Source organism: Hippea sp. KM1 (genome assembly GCF_000526195.1).
GTDB lineage: Bacteria > Campylobacterota_A > Desulfurellia > Desulfurellales > Hippeaceae > Hippea.
The window spans coordinates 1,254,647-1,278,746 of record NZ_JAFP01000001.1 but is presented as its reverse complement, the minus strand read 5'-3'; the positions used below and the strand labels follow the sequence as shown (position 1 = coordinate 1,278,746).

Sequence of the window (24,100 nt, the reverse complement as noted above, 5' to 3'; positions counted from 1 at the left end):
TATCCAAAACCCTTATTCCTTAACAATCGTTGCCCTTAATACCTCTTCAAGCGTTGTAATGCCCTTCTTTACAAGCTCGAGTCCACTTTCCCTCATAAACTTCATGCCGTTCTCTTTAGCCTTCTGCCTGATTTCATCAATAGAGGCGTTTTTGTTTATCAGACTCCTTATGTCCCTGTCTATCTTCATCACTTCATAGATGCCGATCCTGCCTTGATAGCCACTAAACTTGCACTTCTCGCACCCCTCGCCTTTATACAAAACAATATCTTCATCCAGACCCAATCTTTCGATAAGCTCTTTTTCCGGTTTATACTCAACCTTGCAGTATGGGCAAATCTTTCTAACCAATCTTTGGCCCACAACACCAATCAAAGATGTCGAGACAAGATAGTTCTCAATGCCCATCTCAACAAGTCTCACAGCACTTGATGCGGCGTCGTTTGTGTGTATAGTCGATAAAACCAAATGCCCCGTCAGCGATGCCTGAATGGCAATCTCAGCCGTCTCCTTATCCCTGATCTCGCCGATCATGATAATGTCAGGGTCTTGCCTTAAGATGCTCCTCAAAGCATTAGCAAAAGTTAGACCAGCCGCCTCATCCACATTGACCTGATTTATCAGCTTAAAGTTGTATTCAATCGGATCCTCAACGGTGATTATGTTCTTTTCAGGCGTGTTGAGCTTGTTCAGTGTTGCATACAGCGTGGTTGTTTTTCCCGAACCCGTTGGACCAGAGATTAAAATAATCCCGTAAGGCCTCGATATCATCTCCTCATAAACACTCAAATTGTAATCATCCATGCCGATATTTCTTAAATCAAGTAAAGCTTTTTCCCTATCTAAAATCCTCAAAACCACCTTTTCACCGTAATTTGTTGGCAGAGTGGAAACCCTGAAATCCACATCCTTAAAATTCCTTTTTATCTTAAATCTGCCATCCTGAGGAATTCTCTTTTCGGCTATATTCATATTGGCCATTATCTTGATCCTTGAAACAATGGCAGGGTGAAGCACCTTACTAAGGCTTAGAACCTCATGCAGTATTCCATCAATTCTGTATCTAACCCTTAAGATATCCTCATCCGGTTCAATGTGTATATCGCTTGCCTTCTCGGCCAAGGCCTTGGCGATAATTCCATCAACAAGATTAACGACCGAGGCATCCTCTGCCAAACTCCTTAAAACATCCTCATCACTTCCACTTGAGGTTATCTTCTTTTCGACATCATCCACGATTTTGTAAAGCCTATCCTCAGTTCCGTAAATCTTCTCAAGGGCACTGAAGAGCTCTTCCTTCGACATTACAGTTGGTATAACCTCTTTGTGCGTTATCCTGCTGATTTCATCCAGGGCAAAGATGTCCGTCGGGTCATTTGTGGCAATGGTTATCTCTTTATCATTAAAGTCCACAGGAACAACCTTAAACCTTCTGGCGAGCTTCTCGGGCAACGCTTCCTTAAGCGGTTTTTCAAACCTTATATCCTTTAGTGTGGTTTTTTCTATTCCTAGCTGCTCAGCCAAAACATCGGTTATCGTCTGCTCATCAACATAACCAAGTTCAATAAGCATCTCACCGAGCTTTTTGCCCTTGTTCTTGGCCTCATTTAGAGCAACCTTTAGCTGGGCTTCTGTTATATAGCCCTTTTCTTTTAATAAATCCCCAATCCTAATCTTTTTTAATTTTGCCATAAACACACCTCAAATTTACTCATGGTGCCACCTCTTTCCATTCGATAACCCTATCCCTACCGCGGTATATACCAAAGAATGCCGTGCCTTTTGTGTCGTTGTCGTAAAGCCAGTTGTAAAAAATGGCGCTGTTGCTCAGATCCACATCTATACTGCCGTATTTGTCTAAACCGGGTGGTGAGAGAGTCAGGCCACCTTCTCCTGCATCTATCTCATTTACAGAGCTAACAGAAGTGTCATTATCTGAAAGATTACCTGTAAAATTATCAAGCACAAAATCGCTGCTATCCAAGACCGTACATACATCATCCCCGTTCAACTCCCATTGGGCACCATTCCAATATTGAGTTTGAACCTTCAATATTAGTTTTTCATTTCCTGGACCATAGTTGTTGAAGATTTTTAATCTTCCATATTTCATCAAAGTGCCAGTAACAGTAATATTGTCTGGACAGTCTGGACATGTGACATTATCCGAATCAGTTACATTGTCGATACTAAAGTGAAATTCCGGTGAAAACGGAGCAATTTTTGAATTGTTATCTTTTACATAGGTAATATTATCATTTCCGAAGGTGTATGTTCCGACACCGTTTCCTTTTTTAAAATCAGGTGTTGCCCGTTCTATCTCTATGCTGACCTGCGTTTTGTTGTCGTCATGCTGGGGTTTTGTTATTCCAATGTCTGAGGCTTTTAGTTTGAAGAAATAACCTTTGTAGTTTAAAGTAGTTTGATTGTCCTTGTTCTCAGCTATAACATAAAAAAATGGTTTGGCATCATAAGTTGTAGTCTGACCAATATAGTTGAATGTGTTACATTGCTCTTTGAGCGTGCCATTTGTAATATTGTCTATAACAAAGTGATGTGGTATAAAGCGCCCAACCTTTTTATCAACACCGATAGAACCCGCACCTAAATAGTTGTTGTCTACAGCTTTTAAATCTATCACCCCAATCTCACCGAAGCTCTCTTTAACTTTAGCCACACCTCCATTAAACTCGCTTGCGTCAATTGTCGTTTTACTTAGCTTGTTTGTAACGTCCGTTCCGTTGTCAGGTGCAACCATAAAAGCAGCCAGGTTAACGGTTGAGTTGTCGCCATTTTGATTTATCGGATAATAATTCGGTGTGACAGTGCCGTTATCACATACAGCTTTTACATCAAAATTAAATATTTCCCCAGCTTTCTTAAACACACCAATGTTTGCCCAGCAAGAGTCTGTGGAGCAGGTGGAATTATCTGCTGGACTGCTTAAGTTACCAAAAGCAAACCTCTCGGGTTTTACAACAAACGGATTGGATTCACCACTAACTTTAAGTCCATTTTTGTCATAAATTGCTCCTACTTCAATACTTCCAGCATCAGGGTAAGATAAATTAAATTGTGCAGTGCCGTTGTCAAAATGGAGTGTTAAGCTCGTCCCTGTTGCTGTAGAATTATAATCAACAGTTTCAACAGATGCGTCATTGATCATTACCTTTGTGCCATAAGGATTTGCTGAAGGAGTAACATACCTTCCATACATATTTAGCGTTACATCACCATTAAATACAGACATATTCGTGCATTTGTTTGTCACATTGTCCTTTTGAACCGCATCTATCTCAATGGGTTTAACAGAGCAGGATAGAATATTGTTTACCACATAATCAGAGTTTGTCGGAGTCTTGAAAACGAAACCTGTATCTTTGAAGGTTATATCGCATGATGTAGAACTTGAATTGAATATGTTACAAATCGTGGGACTTGAGGGAGTGGGGCTTTCATTAGATGTTGATAGAGTTATTGTTCCTGCTTGAGTGTAACTGATTGTTGTGTTATACTCACCGCCAGAAAAGCTTATTTCTTTACTTTCACTATCATAATCAAGTGTAAGTGTAACGTTGTCTGTGTATAACCGAGAACAATTATCATTTGCGCAAGCTTTAATTTCCAAAGGTGCAGGCTGGCATGTCAAATTTGTGGGATAATGCCAGATTTCGTAGTGGTCAATGGCCATGCAGACGGGGCAGGTTCTTGTGGTGCCATTGTAATTTTTACCCGCATTTTCGTTGTTGTAAATTTGCCGAATTTGATTTGCAGTAAGTGCTGTGTTGTAAAGTTCAAATTCATCAACATCAGTCCCAATTGATTGACCATTTGGTTCATCAGTATTTCCGCCATAATCACTATTAAATAGAAGTCCTAAATAACCGGTATTTGGATGTGTAGAGAAAGTATATTCCTCTTTTCCATCTAAATAAAATTTGGTTCCTCTATTGTTGATCACAAATGTAAGCATATGCCAACCGCTGAATTTTTGAGGATTAAAATTATAACTATCTCCTTCATTATCATCATCTACATCTAAAGTCCACGAATTATTATTAAGATTTTGTGTAAAATAAATAAAATCTCTATTACCACCCTTTCTATCTGCAATATTAAAATATTTTACATTTGTTCTATTCCAAAAAAATCCATATGTAAAAATTTTATGATCTTCAGTATTTAAAGGAAATTTAATCCACACATTTAAAGTATATTTAGTAGGTAAAAGATAATCACTTTTAAGCCTTAACGCTTTATCTTCTGTATTTGAACTAACAATATCACCACCCCTGCAAATTTCCCCATTGGCAATGGTGTTTGCACCGTTAAGTGCTGTGGCATTGTAATCGCTCTCCAACGATCCATAATTCTTAATTTCGTATGTGGAGCTATCATTGTCCCATTTACATTCATCCATATGATAGTCAATTATAGGTTTTGGAATACTGCTGAAAGGACACGAACTTAAAGGGTGATAGTCATAAACAGGAACATCTGGAATTTCATATGCGCCACTTCCACTCCAATCATTATAGTAATTTTCATTGAAATCAGCATTTCTATCTCTATTAAAAACGTTTTTACCATTTCCATTCTCAAAACAGTTATTAATTACTTGATATCCTCTCCACTTTTTCTGAGATAACAAGTAAAGCCCTTCCACCGATGCACCCTTTATAATATTGTTTTTAATTTTTCCAGGATTAGAACTATCATTTATGTAAACACCGTAATTTCCGGGGTTCTCTATTAAATTTCCCACCATATCGATTTTCTCGTGATTTTTTTCCACATAAAATCCCTCATATTTTGTATTATGAATATAAGAGTCTTCAATGTCGATATAATTAGAATTTTTAATCCAGATTCCATCTCCTCTTTTTGCCTCAAATTCACAACCTTTTACACTAAAATCTCCTGTAATATTATTAATATTAACGGCATCATTTCTTTTTGAAATGAAAGTGGAATTACTTAAATACAGTCCATTGTAAGAATTTTCAACATCCAAAGCAATTTGCGAACTATTAATATACACATTTGTTAAAGTACTATTTTGTATTTGAGAATTTACTACTAAACCGTAGCCTTTTGACACTATTTTTAAATTTTTCAACAAAAATCCCGTACCTTCACCAATAGATAAAGCGGTTCTATTATTTCTCTCTTGACTTATAGAAAAATTCTCCAAAACTACCCCGTTTCTCCATCCGCTTGTATAAAAAATAGGACTTTTACTCCAATATTCAACTTTCACATCATCTGGAGAGGTTCCCAAACCTTCAATTGTAATATTTTTGTTTATTTCTAAGTTGCTTTCATTGTAACTTCCAGCACAAATTTTAATCACATCTCCATTATCAGCGTTTTCCAAAGCCCTTTTTATAGAATGATAATATTCGTCGCCATTCTCACAATAATAACCAAGTAAATAGCTCAAATAACTATTATCAACCACCAAAGTTTTTGCTTGAATAGTTGAAAAAAACCCAAAAACCAAGATAAAAAAAACCAAAAAGAACAAACCCTTTCTCATGTTAATACTCTAACTTTTTTGCATCTTCATATTTTTCCTCTTTCGGCAGTTCCCTCTCAAACACTTCCCACAGATTTATCTCAATGTCAAAAGTATTAAGCTTTAATGTCTCATCCCAGTTGAACCGTTCAGGCACGCCGTAAGATCCATCCTTTAAAACATACCGCTCAACAAGGAAGAGATCAGGAAAAACAATGATATACTCTTTGACACCGAATTTTTCATACAGATCCTTTTTTATCTTCGTATCCTTGTATGCCGTTGAGGGCGAGACAATCTCAATAATCAAGTCAGGTGCGCCTTTGATGTTGTCTTCTGTGATCTTGTTTTTATCACAAACAACAAATATATCTGGTTGGACTACACTGGTCTCATCCAGCACAACATCCGTCGGTGCACTGAATAGATCGCAATGAGATTTTTTATCCCTAAGCGCCTTTTTTAATTCAAAGTACAAATTACCTGAGATTTTTTGATGCTTCACTTTGGGTGCGGGGCTCATGTTATATGCCACACCGTCGATAATCTCCCACCTCTCGTCATCGGGCCAGTTTTTATAGTCCTCGTATGTATATTTTCTATCCATTCTCTTGGCCGTTATAGCCATTATATTACCTCCTATCTTGCTACATCCCTATCCCTTATGTATGTATCCCTTAAATGCACATAATCCATGTATTCCTTAAATTTCATCACCTGAAAGTCGCTTCTGATGTCATTGTCTTTGATCAATAGCCCGTCTTTTAGTACACCGTATGAAAACGACACGGGGGCTTTGTTAATGATCCTAACATCAACGGGTATTTTTAACATAGCCTCAAGGTCGTCCTCTATCTCAAATTCATACCTCAGCGAGAAATCACCATCAACATACAAGGCTATATCAATATCGGAAAATTCATCACTCCTCACAAAAGACCCAAAAATATACGCAAACAGCACCTCTTTTCTTTTGTCCAAATAATCTTTTATCCTGCCTATTATCTCTTCCTTTTTATCACGATCCATCTTTATTTTCTTCTTCATTGGGCAATTCCTTTTCGAATATCTCCCACAGATTTATCTCAATATCAAATGTCTTTAGTCTCAGCGCCTCATCCCAGTTAAAAATCTCAGGAGCCATGTATCTTCCATTTTGAAGCACATAGCGCTCAACATACTCACGCTCGGGAAAAACAATGATATATTCTTTAACGCCGAACCTTTCATACAAAAACAGCTTCTCCCTTTTATCCTTTAGTTCCGTTGATCTTGATGTGATCTCAATAACCAAATCCGGCACGCCTTTGATGTTGTCTTCTGTAATTTTGTTTTTATCACAAACAACGAATATGTCAGGCTGAACAACATTGAACTCATCCAAAACAACATCTGTCGGTGCACTAAACGGCATACACCCTTTGAGTTTCTCTTTTACCCTAACAAAGGCTTCTCCTATGTTCCAGCTTATTCTTTGATGCTTCACCTTCGGCGCAGGGCTCATGTTGTAAGCAACACCGTCGATGATCTCCCACCTCTCATCATCGGGCCAACCAATATAATCGCTGTATGTGTATCTCTTCTTTTCCTTCTTTGCTAATTCCATTTATCTGCTTCCTGTAAAATGGTTCTTAAGTTTCCTTACGGTTTTAACCATCCTTACTTAAATTCTATAACATACTTAGTTATTGTCAACAAAAATAATGCCGCAGGGGATAGAATTTACCGATTCAGAAGCATCACGCCGCCTGCATTTCTGCCCGTTGTTTTGTCCCTTCTGTATGAAAAGAACGATTCGTTTTCCATCGTGCAGATATTTAGATCCTCTATATTTTTGTTGGGTATGCCGGATTGTGTTAACTGTTCGATGTTCACCAAAGAAAGATCCAGATACAGTTTGCCGTTCTTCGATTTTATGAACTTTCTGTCGAACCTATAGGCCACATCGCTTTTGATCTCATAGCAATTCCCACAGATATGCGGCCCTATGGAGACGATGATATCTTTTGGATCCGACCCTTTTCTTTTGAGTATGTCGACCGCATTCCTTGATATACCTAAATAACTGCCACGCCAACCCGCATGTATAGCCATCACAACCCTTCTTTTTGTGTCCATTAAAACTATGGGGAGGCAGTCTGCAAACCTTATGGCTAAAAACACCCCAACTTTGTCTGTGAATATACCGTCTGCATCGTGGTTTTTGCCGTCGAATTTAACAATATCTTTTGAGTGTATCTGATTTATGAAGGCTATCTCTTTTGCACCTGTAGTTTTTTGGGCAATCTCTATATTGCTTTTTACATTTTCTTTCTTATCGCCGACGGTAAAACTAAAATTTAATGAATCAAAAGGGGAGGGGCTTACGCCCCCAAATCTGTCAAAGAATAAACACCGTGCTGAAAATTCTAAAAACCTCTTATCCTCAACAAAACCCATTATCCAATCTTCTCTTTTCCAAAATAGGGCACAAGCGCCTCAGGTATCTTAACAGAGCCGTCTTCTTGCTGATAATTCTCCAGTATTGCAACCAGGCACCTTCCAACGGCAACACCCGAACCGTTAAGCGTATGGACAAATTGCTTCTTCTTGTTCTTATCCTTGAATTTTATCGATGCCCTTCGTGCCTGAAAATCCCTTGTGTTTGAACATGATGAGATTTCCCTGTATCTGTTTTGACCGGGCAGCCACACCTCGATATCGTAGGTCTTGGCAGCAGAGAAACCTATATCGCCACTGCAGAGGGCAACGACCCTATAAGGAAGACCAAGCAGCCTTAAAACCTCCTCAGCATCGGCTGTAAGCTCCTCAAGCGCCTTATCCGACTCATCAGGCTTTGTAAATTGAACAAGTTCAACCTTGTTGAATTGGTGCTGCCTTATGATGCCCTTGACATCCTTGCCATAGCTGCCGGCCTCTTTTCTGAAGCATGCCGTATATGCCACATATTTTATCGGCAGGTCATCCTCAGCAAGCATCTCCTCCCTGTGTAGGTTTACAAGTGGAACCTCGGCTGTTGGTATCAGGTATTGACCAGATGTCTCATACGCCTCCTCTATAAATTTGGGAAACTGCCCTGTTCCAACCATGACATCGTAATTTACAATGTACGGCGGAATGATCTCTTTGTATCCGTGTTTTTGCGTGTGTAAATCCAGCATGAAGTTGATCAAGGCCCTCTCAAGCCTTGCGCCATCCCCTTTATATACAACAAAACGGGAACCCGACAGCTTGGCAGCCCGCTCAAAATCCAATATGCCCAAATTTTCTGCTATCTCGAAGTGCTCTTTGGGTTTGAAGCTGAATTCGGGGGGTTCACCCCATTTCCTTATCTCGGCATTGTTGTTTTCATCCTCACCAAACGGAACATCATCGTCCAGTATATTTGGCACAAGCAACCATTTATCCATAAATTCTTCATGGAGTTTTTTATATTCACCCTCAACGGCCTCAAGCTGTTTTAATATCCGATTTACGCTTTCTATCAGATCATCTGCAGGCTCTTTTTTGGCTTTTCTTTTGCCTATCTCTTTTGAGAGTGAGTTCCTTTTGGATAAAAGCTCATCCAGTTGGGCCTTTTTTTGCCTTACTCTTTTGTCTAACTCAATCAGTTCATCCACATCTATCTTTGCAAACCTCTTTTTTAGATTTTCCTTAAGTATCTCAGGCGTTTTTCTTAGGATGTTTAGGTCTAACACTTCACCACCTCTTTTATGTATTTTGTTAATTCCTTGTTTATCTCTTTGTCGTTTAGGGCAAACTCTATGGTTGCCTTCAAAAAGCCCAATTTGCTCCCGCAGTCGAATCGCTTACCCTCTATTATCTTGCCGTATATAACCTCTTTCTTGCTTAGGGATTCTATAGCGTCTGTCAGCTGAATCTCACCCTTTGCACCCGGTTTTGTCTTTTCCAATTCATCGAAGATGGCCGGGGTAAACACATATCGGCCTATTATGGCTGTATTGCTTGGGGCCTCCTCCTTTTTGGGTTTTTCGACAAATGTATCCAGCTTAAATATGCCGTTTTCTATCTCTTTGCCCGCCACGATGCCATAACTTGAGACATCGTCTGGGTTTACCTCCTCAAGCCCGATGACCGAGCAGTGGTATTTATTGAATACATCGACCAATTGGGCTGTTCCGCTTGTTTTTGATTCTATAACATCATCTGCCAAGATTACGGCAAATGGCTCATTGCCCACCACATCCTTGGCCCTTAAAACGGCATGCCCCAATCCCTTAGGCTCCTTTTGCCTTATGTAAACAAAATCGGCCATGCTGCTGATCTGCCTCATTTTTTCGATGAGTTCATCTTTGCCTTGAAACTTTAGATGAAACTCAAGCTCAAAGGATATGTCAAAGTAATCCTCGATAGCCCTCTTGCCCCTTCCTGTAATGAATATGATTTGTTCAATACCGGCATTAACCGCATCCTCAACGGCATAGTGGATAAGCGGCTTGTCAACCAACGGCAGCATCTCTTTGGAGGATGATTTTGTGGCTGGCAAGAATCTTGTGCCAAAGCCCGCAACGGGCAGAACGGCCTTTTTAACCTTCATTTAGACCTCCAGCGCTTCATCTATTAATTCAAGCAGGTGCACAACCCTCACCTCTTTGTGGTTTTCTAAATTCAGTATGTCTGCAAGTTGCATTATACAGGCGCTGCACGATGTGGCCAGGTATTCGGATTTTGTATCCAATATGTTTTTTACCTTCCTCGATGCTATCTTTATAGAGGTTTCTCTGTAATCTATGCTGAATGTGCCGCCGTTTCCGCAACACCTGTCGGCCTCTTTCATCTCTGTGTAGTCAGATATTGCCCTTAAGAATTCCCTGGGTTCATCTTTAACCTTTAATGCTCTTTTTAGGTGGCATGGGTCGTGATAGGTTGTTTTTATTGGGAGTTTCTTAAGATGCTTCAAGGCATCGGTCTGGTCGAATAGAAACTTTATCGGGTCTATGATTTTTTCAGCAACCCTGCGCGCCTTATCTTCCCACTTTTTATCCTCAAAATACATAAACAGCTTTGGGTAATCAAGCTTTATCATGCTTGCACATGTGGGCTCAAGCACAACAATATGTTCAGCGTTTAGGCTCAAAAATAGCTCTATGTTTTTTTTGGCTAAATAGCGGGCATCCTCAAAATTCCCGGCAAAATAAATCGGAGCACCACAACATAGCTGCTTTGTTGGGACACTGAAGTCTATTTTTAACTTTTTCAGGATACTTACAAAGGCATCGCCTATTTCTGTATAGGTATAATTTATCAAACACCCCGGGAAAAGGGCAATTTTGGATTTTTTGTCATCCCCGTATTTGTCCAAGAATGTCTTTTTTGCTATGGGCGGCAGCAACCTGTTCTTTCCTGCAACCTCAACCCTAAGCTTTATGCCCTCTCTCGGCTTGTCTTTCTTCTTTGCAAAGAACGGTGAAAGGGTTGATGCACTTTTGAAGGCAAAATCCATTGCCTGCCTGCTTTTTAGGAGTTTTGACAGGATCTTTTTGTATGTGGGAAGGCCGTGTTTCTTTATGACCTCATGCCTTGCTATCTCAACGATGGTGTCTGTGTGTGAGTCGTTTGGACAGGACTCCACGCATGTGGTGCACAGCAGGCATTTGTATAGGTAATCCTTGGCCTCTTTTTCGCTGAAGTCTATATTACCCTTTATCAGTTCGCTTAGAAGGGTTATGTGCCCCCTTGCCACATAGGGTTCTGATTTTTCCTCTTTAAATACGGGGCAAACGCTTCTGCAGATGCCGCATTTGACGCAGGATTCCCATTCCTTAAAGAGTCTTTTATCCATTACAGCCTCATTTTAGCCGGATTGATTATGTTGTTCGGGTCAAACGCCTTTTTGATCCTTCTTAGGAGCTCAACCTGGGCTTTGCCTATCTGTTTTTCTAAGAAGTCCTGTTTTGTTATGCCAACACCGTGCTCACCCGTAATGGAGCCCCCCAATTTTATGCATGCATCAAAGACATCGTTCATAGCCTTGTAGGCCCTTTTTGTCTGACTTTTGCTGTCTGTATGATACATGATATTCACATGTATATTGCCATCGCCCGCATGGCCGAAGTTCACTATTGGTAGGTTGTATTTTTTGGATATCTGTTGGAGCTTTTCTATCATCTCGGCCAGCCTTGAGCGTGGCACGACGATATCCTCGTTTAGCTTGCCGTCTGCTATGCGCTTTAGGGTGGGGGATATGGAGCGCCTTGCTATCCAGAGTTCATCCTCTTCCTTTTTTGTTTTTGCAATCTTGAACGACACAACGGAGGGTTCTTTTTCAGATAGCGCCTTTATTTTTTCTGTCTGCTGCTCGACCTCGCTTTTGCTTCCATCCACCTCTATTATCAAGATCGCATCCGCCCTGGGCAGGTCAACATTGAGCGCCTCTTTAACGGTTTTTATTGCGTCCCTATCGACAAACTCCACGGCTACGGGAATTACGCCGCTTAGGAGGATCCTATTGACCATTGCTGCGGCCTTTTTCATATCGTCGAATGCAAGCTGCATTGTTTTTTTGGTCTCAGGCAAAGGATAAAGCCTAAGAAGGGCTTTGGTTATTATGGCTAATGTCCCTTCGCTGCCCACAAGTAGGCTGGTTAAATCATAGCCTGCCACATCCTTGATGTTTTTGGAGCCGGTTTGCATTACGGTTCCGTCTGCTAAGACAATCTCCAAGCCCTTGACCCAATCCTTCATTACGCCATATTTCACAGCCCTTGGGCCGCCGGCGTTTTCGGCTATATTGCCACCGATGGTTGAAAACTTCCAGCTCGATGGGTCGGGCGGGAAGAACAAACCGTATGGTTTTACATACTCCTGCAGATCGTAGTTTACCATGCCGGCCTCGACCCAGACCATCATGTTATCAAGGTCAAGCTCAATCACCCTGTCCATTTTCTCAAGGGATAGGCATATGCCGCCTTTAACATTTAATGCCCCGCCGGTAAATCCGCTGCCCCACCCCCGAGGAACGACGGGGATTTTGTGTTTGTTGGCTATTTTCATTAGCTTGGACACTTCATAGGTGTTTTCTGCCAAAACCACCACATCGGGCAGATACATCTTTTGTGTGGCATCGTATGAGTATTGAACCCTGCTTAGCTTATCTGTTAGGCATCTGTCTTTGAATATGTCTTTTATCTTTTTTAATGCGGTGGCTTTCATAACGGTTGTGATTATACACAATTATCGATTTTTTTCTATAGGAAAACAAAAAAGCCGGCCTAAAGAGGCCGGCTTAAGGTGGGCAGGTGGGTTTGACCCCTATTTAACATAGAGAATTACCGAATCCCTCTTTACAGCAGAGTGGTGCCTGCCTTTGTATTCGGCCTTAATCGTTATGATGTTTATCTTCGGAGGTGTTTTGAAGAGCATGCAGCCATAGCTTCTGTATCCCACACCGTTTGAGAATCCCGAATATATCCTTTTAAGGCATGGATGGGCGTTTTTTAAACGAAGCCTTTTTGTGAACTTCTTGCCGTTTTCAAAGGATACGGTGACCTTAAGATATGAGTTGTATCCAGCCCCGCCGTTTACCTTGTTTGTGGATAGTGTTGAAAAGCAGGCTGCCATGAGTCTTGGTGCCTGGGATGGGAACTTGAACTTCCACTCCGCATAGTGTCCGCTTCTTCTTAGCCAATACCATCCAGAGATCTTGTCTCCGTTGGTATTAAAACCGGCTGGTGTTACCTTTGATGCCGAAAATGATTGTTGAGGGAGTAAAAACATAACGGCGACAATAAAACTTACTAACCAATAAAACTTTCTCATACCAAACCTCCCTTAATTCAAGATTATATACCTGAATTATAACCATTTTATATCGAAAGTCAAATTATTTGAAGTTGATTTTTTCTCCTGCTATACTGCCTCAAAAAAGAGGGGTTGTCATGTATGAGAAGATAAAGCAGGCCAGTTTGAGGTTTTTGGAACTGTTGGGTGAACCCGAGGTTGCCATAATTACAGGCACGGGTATAGATATAAAAATCGACGGTGAGCTGATCAGGAGTGTTCCGTATTCATCCATACCGCACATGCCCACACCATCCACGAAATCCCATAAGGGGTATTTTGAGCTTTATAAGAAGAACGGGATGAATGTGGTTGTTGCTTGCGGCAGGTTTCACTATTATGAGGAATACTCCATGGAAGAGGTTGTTTTTCTTGCAAGGTTGCTTGGGGTTTCGAAGGCAAAGCTTGTTATATTGACCAATGCTGCGGGCGGTTTGAATCCAAACTTCAAGAAGGGTGATCTGATTCTTATAACCGACCATATCAATCTCATGGGCGTTAATCCACTAAAAGGCAGGAATATAGATGAATTGGGGGAGAAGTTTCCCGACATGAGTGAGGCATACTCAAAAAGACACAGGGAGACGATGAAGAGGGTTGCCCTGAGGTTGGGTATTGAACTTAAGGAGGGCGTCTATGTGGGGGTCTCTGGCCCATCCATGGAGACACCAGCCGAGACGAGGTTTTTCAGGCTTATTGGTGGCGATGCCATCGGTATGTCAACGGTTCCTGAGGTGATAGCGCTAAACCACATGAATGTCGATAGGATCGCCATATCCATCATTACCAATGTTAATTTGCCCGATTGCATGGAGAAGGCCCCCATCGATGAGGTTATATCTGTGGCATCAAAGGCCAGCAAAGAGCTTTCGAGGCTTATCAATGGATTTTTAGAGGTGCAGAGATGAGTTTGCTCATAAAAAACGGTTATTGCATAAGGTCTCAAAAGGAAGGCTATTACGATATTTTGATAGAGGAAGGCACCATAAAGAGGATAGATAAAGGGATAGATGGGAAGGATTGTGAGGTTATAGATGCTAAAAACTGCATTGTTATGCCGACATTTTGCAATGCACACACCCACATGGCTATGAGCCTGTTCAGGGGGCTTGCCGATGACCTTGAGCTGATGGAGTGGCTAACAAAGCACATTTTCCCTGCCGAGGCTAAGTTTGTTGATAAGCAGATGGTCTATGTGTGCTCAAAGCTGTCCATATTGGAGAGCCTAAGAAGCGGAATGGGCTGTTTTATGGATATGTATTTCTTTGAGGAGGAGATTGCAAGGGCTGCCATAGAGGTTGGTGTCAGGGCCATCATAACCGAGGGTATAATAGATTTTGAGACACCGGATTGTAAAAACGCCAGAGAGGCTATAAACAAGACAAGGTCTTTGAAGGAAGAGTTTTCTGATGAGGAGTTAGTCAGGGTGGGGTATGGCCCACATTCCACCTATACCCTATCGTATGAATCCTTAAGATACCTTGCAGATAATCTGAGCGATGATGATATAATCCACATACACATAAACGAAAGCAGAAGGGAGGTTGAGTCTGTTTTAAAGGATAAGGGCAAAAGGCCGATTGATGTATTGATCGATGTTGGTCTTTTAAGGGAGACGACATTCATGGCGCATTGCGTTGAAAGCAGCGATGAGGACATATCAAAGATCGCCAATTACGGCGCTAATGTGATAAATGTGCCCCAGAGCAACTTAAAGCTTGCAAGTGGTATAGCCCCTATTCAGGATATGCTAAAAGCCGGGATTGGCGTTTATCTTGGCACAGACGGTGCGGCCAGTAATAATAATCTCGATATAATCGAGGATATGAGGACATCATCACTCCTGCAGAAGGTCAAGTTTGACGAAAGAGCGATGGATTCAAAGACGGCTTTGGCTATGGGTATGAACCATGAAGGTCTTTTTGATGGTGTCGGTTTCATAAGGGAGGCAGGCCCTGCCGATGTTGTTGTTATGTCTCTTGATGATTTGGAGGCCACACCTGTGTATAACCCCTATTCGTTTGTTGTTTATGCGGCCAATTCAAGGAGTGTTAGGGATGTGATAGTCAACGGTAAGGTTATTTTGAAAGGCGGTGAGTTTGTTAATGCGGACGAGGAGGAGGTTAAATACGAGGTTAGAGAACTATCCAAAAAATTGGGGGCACTGTGATACTTAAGTCATTTGCCAAGATCAATTCCCTGTTGTATGTGTTGGGTAAGAGGCCCGATGGCTATCATGAGCTTTTCACCTTGATGCATAAAATAGACCTATTCGATGTTATAGAGATAAAGAAAAACAGCGGTGGGCTTGAGTTTGGCATCGATGTGGATGAGCTAAACAATCAGGATAACTTAGCCGTAAGGGCTGCAAGACTGTTTTTTGAAAGGGCCGGTATAAAACCGCAGGTGAACATAGAGATAGAAAAGCATATACCGATAGGTGGCGGCTTGGGCGGTGGGAGTTCCAATGCGGCATACACCTTACGGGGTTTAAATGAACTGTTTGATTTTCCTTTGAGCAAGGGTGAGCTGTTTGAGCTTGCCTCTAAGATAGGCAGCGATGTGGCCTTCTTTGTGGAGCACGGGAGTGCGATAGCAGAGGGTAGGGGAGAGACAATCACCAAGATCAGGTGTCATACAGATGGGTTTAAGGTCTTCCTTGCAATACCGAATTTCAGCGTTTCAACGGCACTTGTCTATAAAAGATTGAGGTTGACAAAGCTTGGGGGCTTAAATAAAATGGCTCTTACTGTGAAGGAGGGTGTATGCTCGATGGATGAGCTTAAAAACCACCTTCACAACGATCTTGAGAGTGTGGTGTTAGAGGAATTTGATCTTTTAAAATGGATAAAAGACTTATTGATTGAAAGAGTTGGTAATGGTTTGGTTTCCGGAAGTGGGTCTTGTATATTTTCAATTCTTGGTTCGGAGGTGCAAGCGGAAGAGGGGTTAAAAGAGCAGCTTGAGGAGAGAGGGGTTTTATGTAAAACTTTAAACTTTGCAGAAGAAATCTTGAGGTAGGGAAAGGTAAAAAGCTATGGAGATTACAGAGGTAAGGGTTAGCCCGATCGAGGGTGATGAGAAGTTGAAGGGTTTTGCAACGGTAATCTTTGATAACGAGTTTGTGGTCAGGGATCTTAAGATCATAAACGGTCAGAAGGGCTTGTTTGTGGCCATGCCTTCAAGGAAGATGAAGGATGGAAGCTTTAAGGATGTGGCCCATCCCTTGAACAACGAGATGAGGAAGAAGTTGGAAGACGCCGTTATTGGAGAGTATAACAAGGTAAAGGAAGAGCAGCAGCAGGCTGAAGAGGGAGAATAAATCTATCCGCAGGGCTTAAAGCCCTTGCGGATTTTTAGTTTTAATTGGGGCGTAGCCAAGCGGTAAGGCAGAGGACTTTGGATCCTCGATCGCTGGTTCGAATCCAGCCGCCCCAGCCATTTTAAAGATTAACAGAGGAAGGCTAAGTGAAGATGTCGCAGCTAAAACTGATAAGCGGAACGGCCAACAGGGCGTTGGCAGAAGAGATAGCTTTTTATTTGGGCGTTGGCCTGGCCGAGGCTCAGATATCGAGGTTTAGCGACGGTGAGATATATGTGCAGATCGACGAAAGCGTCAGGGGTGCTGATGTATTCTTGATCCAGTCCCTTTCATCCCCTGTGAACGACAATATTATGGAGCTTTTGGTGACTTTGGATGCCTTGAAGCGCTCCTCTGCAAGCTCCATAACCGTTGTTGTTCCTTACTATGCCTATGCAAGGCAGGATAGGAAGGTCTTGCCGAGGGTTCCGATTTCTGCCAAGCTTTTAGCAGATCTGATAACCACAGCCGGTGCAAGCAGAATCATGTCTATGGATCTGCACGCCGGCCAGATACAGGGTTTCTTCGATATACCCGTTGACCATCTCTATGCTGCCCCGATTATGTTTAGATACATCAGGGAGAATGTTGCACCGAAGGGTGAGCTGGTAATTGTTTCACCCGATGCAGGCGGCGTTGAGAGGGCGAGGTATTATGCCAAGAAGCTGGGCTGCTCTATAGCCATTATAGATAAAAGAAGGCCCAAGCCCAATGTTAGTGAGATAATGCATATAATTGGCGAGGTTAAGGGTAAGACAGCCGTTATAGTGGATGATATAGTGGATACTGCAGGGACATTGACCAATGCGGCTAAGGCCATCCATGAAGAGGGGGCAGTAGAGGTTTATGCCTGCTGTAGCCATCCTGTTTTGAGTGGCAATGCCATTGAGAAGATAAACAACTCTCCGTTGAAGGAGCTTGTTGTAACAAACACCATAACCTTTAAAAAACCGATACCCACGGATAAGATAAAGGTGTTATCCGTTGGCGAGATAATCGGTGAAGCCATACGCAGGGTATATCACAAGGAGTCATTAAGCGCCATTTTTGATTAATAAAGTTGTGAGGTGGAAGATAAGATGTTGATAACAGCTCAGAAGAGGGATGTAGGGACTAAGTATGCCAAGAAATTAAGAAGGGACGGCAAGATACCTGCTGTTATTTACGGTGCTGACTTTGAGAATCAGCACATAGCCGTTGATAGGTCGGAGTTTATGGCGGCTATCAGGCGCAGCCGCAGGAACGATAAGTTCGATCTGAAGTTAGATGAGCAACAGTATAAGGTTATTGTTAAGGATATTCAGTGGCATCCTGTAAAGGATGAGGTTGAGCATGTGGATTTTTACAAGCTAACAGACGGAAGGCCTGTTGAGATTGAGGTGCCTGTTAAGGTTGTTGGTGAGGCCAAGGGTGTTAAGATGGGTGGTGATCTCTATCAGCCACGCAAGAGGATCACTGTCGAGGCGTTGCCTGAGGCTATACCCAACGAGATAGAGATAGATGTCACCAATCTGCAGATAGGCGATGTTATCCATGTATTTGATTTGGATATGCCAGAGGGCGTGAAGGTCAAATCCTCTAAAAACTTTACCGTTGTTGCAATCTTGGGTAAGGCTATAGAGGAGACGAGCGAGGAAGGCGAGGAAGAAGAGGCAGAAGAAGAGTCCTGATAACTTGATGGACTGGCTTGTAGTTGGTTTAGGTAACCCTGGCAAGGAATACGCATTCACCCCACACAATGCGGGTTTTATGGTGTGCGATTCCTTGTCTTTTATTTTTGATTTTAAATTTTCCTTAAAGAGCAGGTTTAAGGGTTTCTTAGGGGAGTTTTCTTTAGCCGATAATAGGGTTGGTGTGCTAAAGCCCATAACATACATGAACTTAAGCGGGGTCAGTGTAAAGGAGGTTTTTTTATTTTACAAGATCCCTTTGGATAGGCTTATCGTAATCCATGACGATGTGGATTTGCCTATGGGGAGGTTGAAGATAAAGAAGAACTCCTCAAGCGGTGGCCATAAGGGTGTTGAATCGATAATTGAGGCATTGAAGAGCAAGGATTTTATCAGGATAAAGATAGGTGTGGGCAAGAAGGGCGATGTGAGGGATTATGTGCTTAAGCCCCTGGGTGAGGAAGAACTCGATATTATATCAAGAACCGTCAGGGCTGCAGCCGATAGTGTAGGCTGTATTATACTTGAGGGCTTGAATAAAGCGATGAGTGAATATAATAGTTTAGGTAGGGAGGTTGTCAAATAATGAAGGAGTATGCCGTTGCCGTTGTTGGTGCCACTGGTGCCGTCGGCGAGGAGATGGTTTTAACATTGGAGCAGAGGGGTTTTCCTGTAAAGCTTTTAAGGCCTTTGGCATCCGAAAGGAGCATAGGCAAGACTGTAAGATTCAAAGGGGAGGAGATACCCGTTGAGGTTTTAGATAAAAACTCCTTTAAGGGTATAGACATAGCTCTGTTTTCGGCCGGTGGCAGCATAAGTAAGCAGTTTGCCCCAATAGCAGCAGAAAGCGGTGCTATTGTTGTTGATAATACGAGCTATTTCAGAATGGAGAAGGATATACCGCTGGTTGTGCCTGAGGTTAACCCCGATGATATTGCAATGTATAAAAATAGGGGCATAATAGCAAACCCCAACTGCTCAACGATTCAGATGGTTGTTGCCTTAAAGCCGATATTGGACCATTACGGTATCAAAAGGATAGTCGTATCCACATATCAGGCCACATCCGGGGCCGGCAAGAAGGCGATGGAGGAGCTTGTTGAGCAGACAAAGGCGTGGTTTGAGTTTAGATACGATGAGTGCAAACCCAACAAGATACCAAAAAAGATAGCTTTCAACTGCGTTCCTCATATAGATGTGTTCTTTGAAAACGGTTATACAAAAGAAGAGATGAAGATGATAAACGAGACCAGAAAGATATTCCATAAACCTGAACTGCCGGTGACGGCCACCTGTGTTAGGGTGCCTGTATTCAGGGGGCATTCCGAATCTGTAAATGTTGAGACGGAGAAACCCTTTGATCTGGATGAGGTAAGAAGGATTCTAAGTGAGGCTGCAGGCTGCAAAGTTGTTGATAACCCTCAGAATTTGGAGTATCCTACAGCTATAGATGCAGCAGGAAGGGATGAGACATTCATCGGCAGGATTAGAAGGGATGAGTCTGTTGAAAACGGGCTCAATATGTGGGTTGTATCTGATAACTTAAGAAAGGGCGCTGCGCTCAATGCGGTGCAGATAGCCGAAATACTCATTAAAGAGTATCTATGAAAGGGGGAGTTATGGATAGTGTTGCTATTAAAAAGGTGTTGGCTCCTACGGATCTATCGGAGGCAAGCGTATATGCTTTGAACTATGCCAAGGCAATAGTCGATAAATTCAATGCAAAGCTTTACATCTATCACTGCATTACGGACATAAACAACTATGTGGGCTATGTGCCATCATTTCCCTCTGAGCAGATAGTCAACTCCTTGAGGGATGAGGCCATAAAGGAGATTGAGCATATAAGGAACAGGTACGGCCTGGATGATGCAGAGGTGGTTATAGAGATTGGGGAGGCTGCAAAAAGCATAGTGGATTTTGCCAATAAGAACGAGATAGACCTTATCGTTATGGGCGCACACGGAAAGAGCGGCCTGGAGAGGTTTATGTTTGGAAGCGTTACGGAGAAGGTGATGCGCTTAAGCGATATACCCGTTTTGGAGGTTAAGGCTCCTCATTAAGAAGAAAAAGGAGGGGGTTGCCCCCCCTTTTTTATTTCTTTTCCTCTTCCTGTTTGGCCTCTTCGATTATCTTCTCTGCAATCTGCGGAGGCACTTCCTCATAGGTTGAGAATTTGTATTTGAAGAATCCCCTTCCGGCTGTCAAAGACCTCAGTGATGGTGCATACTCCAATATCTCAGCCTCAGGAACCAATGCCCTGATGCGCTGATAACCCTTCTTCTCTTCATAAGGCTCCATACCCAGAACCCTTCCCCTTCTGGAGTTTAGGTCTCCTATTACATCGCCCATAACCTCATCCGGAACATAGACCTCCATCTCAACTATGGGCTCAAGTAGAACCGGTTTGCATTTAGCAACACCCTCTTTAAACGCTATGGAGCCTGCCATCTGGAATGCCAGATCGCTTGAATCGACTGGATGGTATTTGCCGTCGACGAGCTTTATCTTGATGTCGATCATGGGGTATCCTGCTAAGAATCCCTGCTCCATTGCGCTCTTTATGCCCTTCTCAACCGACGGTATGAACTGTTTGGGTATGGCACCGCCGACAATGAGGTCTTCGAATTCGAAACCGCCTCCCCTCGGGAGCGGCTCTATCTCTATGACGCAGTCTCCGAACTGGCCGTGGCCGCCGGTCTGCTTTTTGTATCTTCCGTGTGATGATGTTTTGCCTTTGATGGTTTCCTTGTATGCCACCTTCGGTGTTTTTAGCTGGGCTTCAACGCCGTATTTCTTCTTAAGCCTTGATACGACCGTTTCAAGATGGAGTTTGCCCATGCCCGTCAGGATGAATTCGCCTGTCTCGTCGTTTCTTGTGAATGACAGCGATGGGTCTGCCTCAATAATCTTGCTTATGGCGGCTCCGATCTTCTCCTCATCGCCCTTACTTGAACCGTAAATTGCAGAGGATATGTAGGGCAGCGGCATATCCACGAATTCGCATTTTATATTTGATCCCTTGTTGGCTATGGTATCGCCTGTTTGGGTTATCTTGAGTTTTGCAACGGCGAATATGTCGCCTGTGGTTGCCTCTTCTATCTTTGATAGGGATTTGCCCATCATAAAGCTTATGGTGCCTAACCTTTCCTCCTGGTCTTTGTTGATGTTGTAATAGGTCGTATCGGCCTTTAGGCTCTTTGAGCAGACTCTTATGAGGCTGATTTTGCCCATCTGCGGGTCGTTGTATGTCTTAAAAACGAGGCCTGCAGGCTCATCGAACATATCCTCAGGCGGAGGCAGCAGGTCGATGATTTCATCCAAGAGTTTTTCGGTTCCATACCCTTTGAGGGCAGAGCCGAAGATCATTGGATAGAGCCCGCCGCTTCTTACGGCCTCTTTTAGCGTCTTTACGACAGTTTCCCTGTCTAATTCCTCACCCTCTAAATACTTCTCCATCAATTCATCGTCGTATGTGGACACCTCCTCCACAAGCTCTAAGTATCTCTCCTCAAGCTCATCGGAAAGCTCGCTCGGCACATCGATCTCTTTGCCATCCTCAAATGAAAAGGCCTTTTTATTCAGTATATCTATAAAGCCTATGGCCTTATTGTCTTTGAAGACGGGTATTTGAAGCAGAAACGCCTTCTCGGTCAGGTTTTCCTTTATGGATGATAGGGTGTTTTGAATGTTGATGTCTTCCTTGTCTATGCCGTTTAGAAAGAATATAGCGGGCTTTTCTTCCTTCTTTATCTGGTCAAGCAGTCTCTCGTTTTGAGCCTCTGGGCCGTCCTTTGCATCGATCAGCATGACGGCAGCATCTGAGGCCTTTAAGCCGCAGAGTGCGTCGGCTATGAAGTTGTGGTATCCCGGGGTATCTATGAAGTGGATGAGGTGTTTTTTGTATTCTGTGTATCCAACAGCCAGCTGAAGGGAGATTTTCCTGTCTATCTCCTCAGAATCGAAATCCATTACCGTGTTTCCCTTATCGGTTGAGCCCTTTCTTGTAATCTTCTTTGTTTTGAATAGAATGTCCTCACAAAGGGTTGTTTTTCCAACCCCTCCCGAACCGCAGATTGCGATGACTCTTTTTTTGTCAGTAGCCACTCCCATAAATGTTTACCTCCGCTTCGTTTTTATAGACACCCTTTTAGTTTATCTTTGTAATCTTCTTCGGCTTTTAATGCCCTCAATTTCTGACTTCTTTCTATATAGGCCTGGAGTTTGTTTTCTTTGGACTTTATGTGATCAAGCCAGGAGTTTATCCAGTCTTTGTATTCTGGATGGTTCTGGCTATTGCTCTTCATTATTGAATCCTGCAGGTTATATCCCACGATTATATCTGTAATGTCTAAAGCATCTGAATAATCGACGAAGTATGCACTTGTTCCTGTAATGGCATAAGCCCCGGGTGCTATCTCCAACCCCTGGGTATTCTCCACTGTATAGTATCCTATTACGATATGCTGGGTTTCCTTCTGGTATGGTTTATAGATAGCCCTGAACAGAATGTATATCTGGTCGTAGGCCTTTCTTTCAATGATCTTCTCAACCTCTTCGAAATAGAACACATAGTCTAACTTTCCGTCTGCATTGAATCCCTCAAGGTATGGACCGTTTTCATATTCACCCTTTCTTAGTGGATTTAGTCCGAGTATGTCCCTTACAATTAGGTTTTGATCCCCAACCAACTCGTTGCAGTCCGGTTTCATACCCGGAAGAGCAAAAAACGGCACGCAAATGGTTAGTGTCTCCATTGGCTTGCACTCCTTTCTTTATTTTTAGGGTTAGACATAGACACCACCCCTATGGATTTTTAAAGAAACTTCCATATTTACAAATATAGATTAATTATCATTTTATATCAAGTTAAAATTGAAGGTGGAGTATGTAAACCACCCTCTCTATCCAGGGGTTTGCTTCGGGATTATTTGAACATAAGTTCAATAAGTGATAAAATAACTCTTGAAAGTTCCCATAAAAAGTGTATTAATCCATTATGAAAAAATGTAAAAAAATGAGTTGGAGGTGATAAAATGCCTTGGGGAGACAGAACAGGTCCTTTAGGAGCGGGTCCAAGAACAGGAAGAGGCCTGGGTTATTGCTCAGGAAACACAGTGCCAGGCTATATGGTCGGCGGTTATGGATTTGGATGGGGTAGAGGTTTTGGCGGCGGCAGAGGCAGAGGATTTGGAAGAGGCAGGGGCTTTGGCTTTGGAAGATGGGGTTATGGCCCGTATTTCTATCCTGCAGCAGCTGCCCCATCCAGGGATGATGAAAAAAGGCTATTGGAGAGTCAGATCGACTCATTAACCCGCTCTATAGAGGCTCTAAAGTCGAGATTGAAGGAACTTGAGGAAGAGGATTAAGCCCCGCTTTGTCTTAAGCGGGGTTATTTTATTTTTTGGAGGTGGATTTAGATGAAGCTCATGATTACAGCTAAGGGCGACAAACTGGAAAGCACGGTTGATGAGAGATACGGAAGGGGCGAATGCTTCATAATCTATGATACCGATAGCGGTGAATTCGAAGCCATTAGAAACCCATTTTTGAATAATCAAGGCGGGGTTGGCGTATCCACAGCCCAATTCAGTGTAGAAAAGAAGGTGGATGCCATCATTTCTGGTAGTTATGGCCCCAATGCTTTGGAGATTCTAAGGGCGGCTCAGCTTGAGTTGTATAAGGCTCAACCCGGGACGGTGAAGGAGAACATTGAGCTTTTCAAAGAGGGTAAGCTTGAAAGGTTCTAAA

24 protein-coding genes and 1 tRNA gene are annotated in these 24,100 nt (G+C 42.6%); 12 read left to right on the top strand and 13 right to left on the bottom strand.

What is annotated here, in order from left to right; translation table 11 throughout:
• Positions 1-12: 12 nt before the first annotated feature.
• The 11 genes from D891_RS0106530 to D891_RS0106480 form a co-directional block, all read right to left on the bottom strand.
• Positions 13-1,692 carry a GspE/PulE family protein gene (locus D891_RS0106530; RefSeq protein WP_025270321.1) on the bottom strand — a complete coding sequence of 560 codons (1,680 nt, stop codon included), beginning with the start codon at positions 1,690-1,692 and terminating at the stop codon, positions 13-15.
• A 19-nt stretch (positions 1,693-1,711) separates the two neighbouring features.
• Positions 1,712-5,539 (bottom strand): DUF6701 domain-containing protein, encoded by a 3,828-nt coding sequence (locus D891_RS0106525; RefSeq protein ID WP_025270320.1) that lies wholly within the window; start codon positions 5,537-5,539, stop codon positions 1,712-1,714.
• A 1-nt stretch (position 5,540) separates the two neighbouring features.
• A complete protein-coding gene (locus tag D891_RS0106520) occupies positions 5,541-6,146 on the bottom strand; it encodes a Uma2 family endonuclease (RefSeq protein WP_025270319.1) in 606 nt (201 codons plus the stop codon).
• Between the two features lie 11 nt (positions 6,147-6,157).
• Entirely contained in the window at positions 6,158-6,565 is a 408-nt protein-coding gene (gene mntA / locus D891_RS0106515) for a type VII toxin-antitoxin system MntA family adenylyltransferase antitoxin (RefSeq protein WP_025270318.1), read from the bottom strand.
• Positions 6,537-7,124, bottom strand: a complete 588-nt coding sequence (locus D891_RS0106510) for a Uma2 family endonuclease (RefSeq protein ID WP_025270317.1) — start codon at positions 7,122-7,124, stop codon at positions 6,537-6,539. The genes mntA and D891_RS0106510 overlap by 29 nt, the downstream gene beginning before the upstream one ends.
• 116 nt (positions 7,125-7,240) lie before the next feature.
• A complete protein-coding gene (pgeF, locus tag D891_RS0106505) occupies positions 7,241-7,957 on the bottom strand; it encodes a peptidoglycan editing factor PgeF (protein WP_025270316.1) in 717 nt (238 codons plus the stop codon).
• Positions 7,957-9,216, bottom strand: a complete 1,260-nt coding sequence (gene serS, locus D891_RS0106500) for a serine--tRNA ligase (RefSeq protein ID WP_025270315.1) — start codon at positions 9,214-9,216, stop codon at positions 7,957-7,959. Before serS ends, pgeF begins: the two co-directional genes overlap by 1 nt.
• Positions 9,210-10,076, bottom strand: coding sequence for a UTP--glucose-1-phosphate uridylyltransferase GalU (gene galU, locus D891_RS0106495; protein WP_025270314.1), 867 nt, complete (start codon positions 10,074-10,076; stop codon positions 9,210-9,212). Before galU ends, serS begins: the two co-directional genes overlap by 7 nt.
• On the bottom strand, positions 10,077-11,321 hold the full coding sequence (locus tag D891_RS0106490) for a (Fe-S)-binding protein (RefSeq protein WP_025270313.1): 1,245 nt from the start codon (positions 11,319-11,321) through the stop codon (positions 10,077-10,079).
• Positions 11,321-12,691, bottom strand: a complete 1,371-nt coding sequence (locus tag D891_RS0106485) for an FAD-binding oxidoreductase (RefSeq protein WP_025270312.1) — start codon at positions 12,689-12,691, stop codon at positions 11,321-11,323. Before D891_RS0106485 ends, D891_RS0106490 begins: the two co-directional genes overlap by 1 nt.
• 99 nt (positions 12,692-12,790) lie before the next feature.
• Entirely contained in the window at positions 12,791-13,297 is a 507-nt protein-coding gene (locus D891_RS0106480; RefSeq protein ID WP_025270311.1) for a hypothetical protein, read from the bottom strand.
• 119 nt (positions 13,298-13,416) lie between these two features.
• On the opposite strand from D891_RS0106480, the gene D891_RS0106475 reads away from it, so the two are divergent.
• From D891_RS0106475 to D891_RS0106430, 10 genes are all read left to right on the top strand, one after another.
• The gene (locus tag D891_RS0106475) at positions 13,417-14,226 is read left to right on the top strand and encodes a purine-nucleoside phosphorylase (protein WP_025270310.1); all 810 of its coding nucleotides are present in this window, start codon (positions 13,417-13,419) and stop codon (positions 14,224-14,226) included.
• Positions 14,223-15,488: an amidohydrolase gene (locus D891_RS0106470; protein WP_025270309.1), complete on the top strand. Its 1,266-nt coding sequence runs from the start codon at positions 14,223-14,225 to the stop codon at positions 15,486-15,488. Before D891_RS0106475 ends, D891_RS0106470 begins: the two co-directional genes overlap by 4 nt.
• A complete protein-coding gene (gene ispE / locus D891_RS0106465) occupies positions 15,485-16,339 on the top strand; it encodes a 4-(cytidine 5'-diphospho)-2-C-methyl-D-erythritol kinase (protein WP_025270308.1) in 855 nt (284 codons plus the stop codon). The genes D891_RS0106470 and ispE overlap by 4 nt, the downstream gene beginning before the upstream one ends.
• A 16-nt stretch (positions 16,340-16,355) precedes the next feature.
• Positions 16,356-16,640, top strand: coding sequence for a septation regulator SpoVG (gene spoVG / locus D891_RS0106460; protein ID WP_025270307.1), 285 nt, complete (start codon positions 16,356-16,358; stop codon positions 16,638-16,640).
• Between the two features lie 45 nt (positions 16,641-16,685).
• Positions 16,686-16,759, top strand: a tRNA-Gln gene (locus D891_RS0106455).
• Positions 16,760-16,792: 33 nt separating this feature from the next.
• Positions 16,793-17,734 carry a ribose-phosphate diphosphokinase gene (locus D891_RS0106450; RefSeq protein ID WP_025270306.1) on the top strand — a complete coding sequence of 314 codons (942 nt, stop codon included), beginning with the start codon at positions 16,793-16,795 and terminating at the stop codon, positions 17,732-17,734.
• 24 nt (positions 17,735-17,758) lie between these two features.
• On the top strand, positions 17,759-18,349 hold the full coding sequence (locus D891_RS0106445) for a 50S ribosomal protein L25 (protein ID WP_025270305.1): 591 nt from the start codon (positions 17,759-17,761) through the stop codon (positions 18,347-18,349).
• Positions 18,350-18,356: 7 nt separating this feature from the next.
• On the top strand, positions 18,357-18,935 hold the full coding sequence (gene pth / locus D891_RS0106440) for an aminoacyl-tRNA hydrolase (RefSeq protein WP_025270304.1): 579 nt from the start codon (positions 18,357-18,359) through the stop codon (positions 18,933-18,935).
• Positions 18,935-19,957 carry an aspartate-semialdehyde dehydrogenase gene (locus tag D891_RS0106435; RefSeq protein WP_025270303.1) on the top strand — a complete coding sequence of 341 codons (1,023 nt, stop codon included), beginning with the start codon at positions 18,935-18,937 and terminating at the stop codon, positions 19,955-19,957. The genes pth and D891_RS0106435 overlap by 1 nt, the downstream gene beginning before the upstream one ends.
• Positions 19,958-19,968: 11 nt before the next feature.
• A complete protein-coding gene (locus tag D891_RS0106430) occupies positions 19,969-20,412 on the top strand; it encodes a universal stress protein (protein ID WP_025270302.1) in 444 nt (147 codons plus the stop codon).
• 31 nt (positions 20,413-20,443) lie between these two features.
• Here D891_RS0106430 and D891_RS0106425 read toward each other — a convergent pair whose 3' ends face one another.
• Both D891_RS0106425 and D891_RS0106420 read right to left on the bottom strand, forming a co-directional pair.
• Entirely contained in the window at positions 20,444-22,462 is a 2,019-nt protein-coding gene (locus D891_RS0106425; protein ID WP_025270301.1) for an elongation factor G, read from the bottom strand.
• Between the two features lie 23 nt (positions 22,463-22,485).
• Positions 22,486-23,106: a hypothetical protein gene (locus tag D891_RS0106420; protein ID WP_025270300.1), complete on the bottom strand. Its 621-nt coding sequence runs from the start codon at positions 23,104-23,106 to the stop codon at positions 22,486-22,488.
• A 279-nt stretch (positions 23,107-23,385) separates the two neighbouring features.
• Here D891_RS0106420 and D891_RS0106415 point away from each other — a divergent pair, with 279 nt between their 5' ends.
• Both D891_RS0106415 and D891_RS0106410 read left to right on the top strand, forming a co-directional pair.
• The gene (locus D891_RS0106415; protein WP_025270299.1) at positions 23,386-23,718 is read left to right on the top strand and encodes a DUF5320 domain-containing protein; all 333 of its coding nucleotides are present in this window, start codon (positions 23,386-23,388) and stop codon (positions 23,716-23,718) included.
• A gap of 51 nt (positions 23,719-23,769) precedes the next feature.
• Positions 23,770-24,099: a NifB/NifX family molybdenum-iron cluster-binding protein gene (locus D891_RS0106410; protein ID WP_025270298.1), complete on the top strand. Its 330-nt coding sequence runs from the start codon at positions 23,770-23,772 to the stop codon at positions 24,097-24,099.
• The last annotated feature ends 1 nt before the right edge of the window (position 24,100 follow it).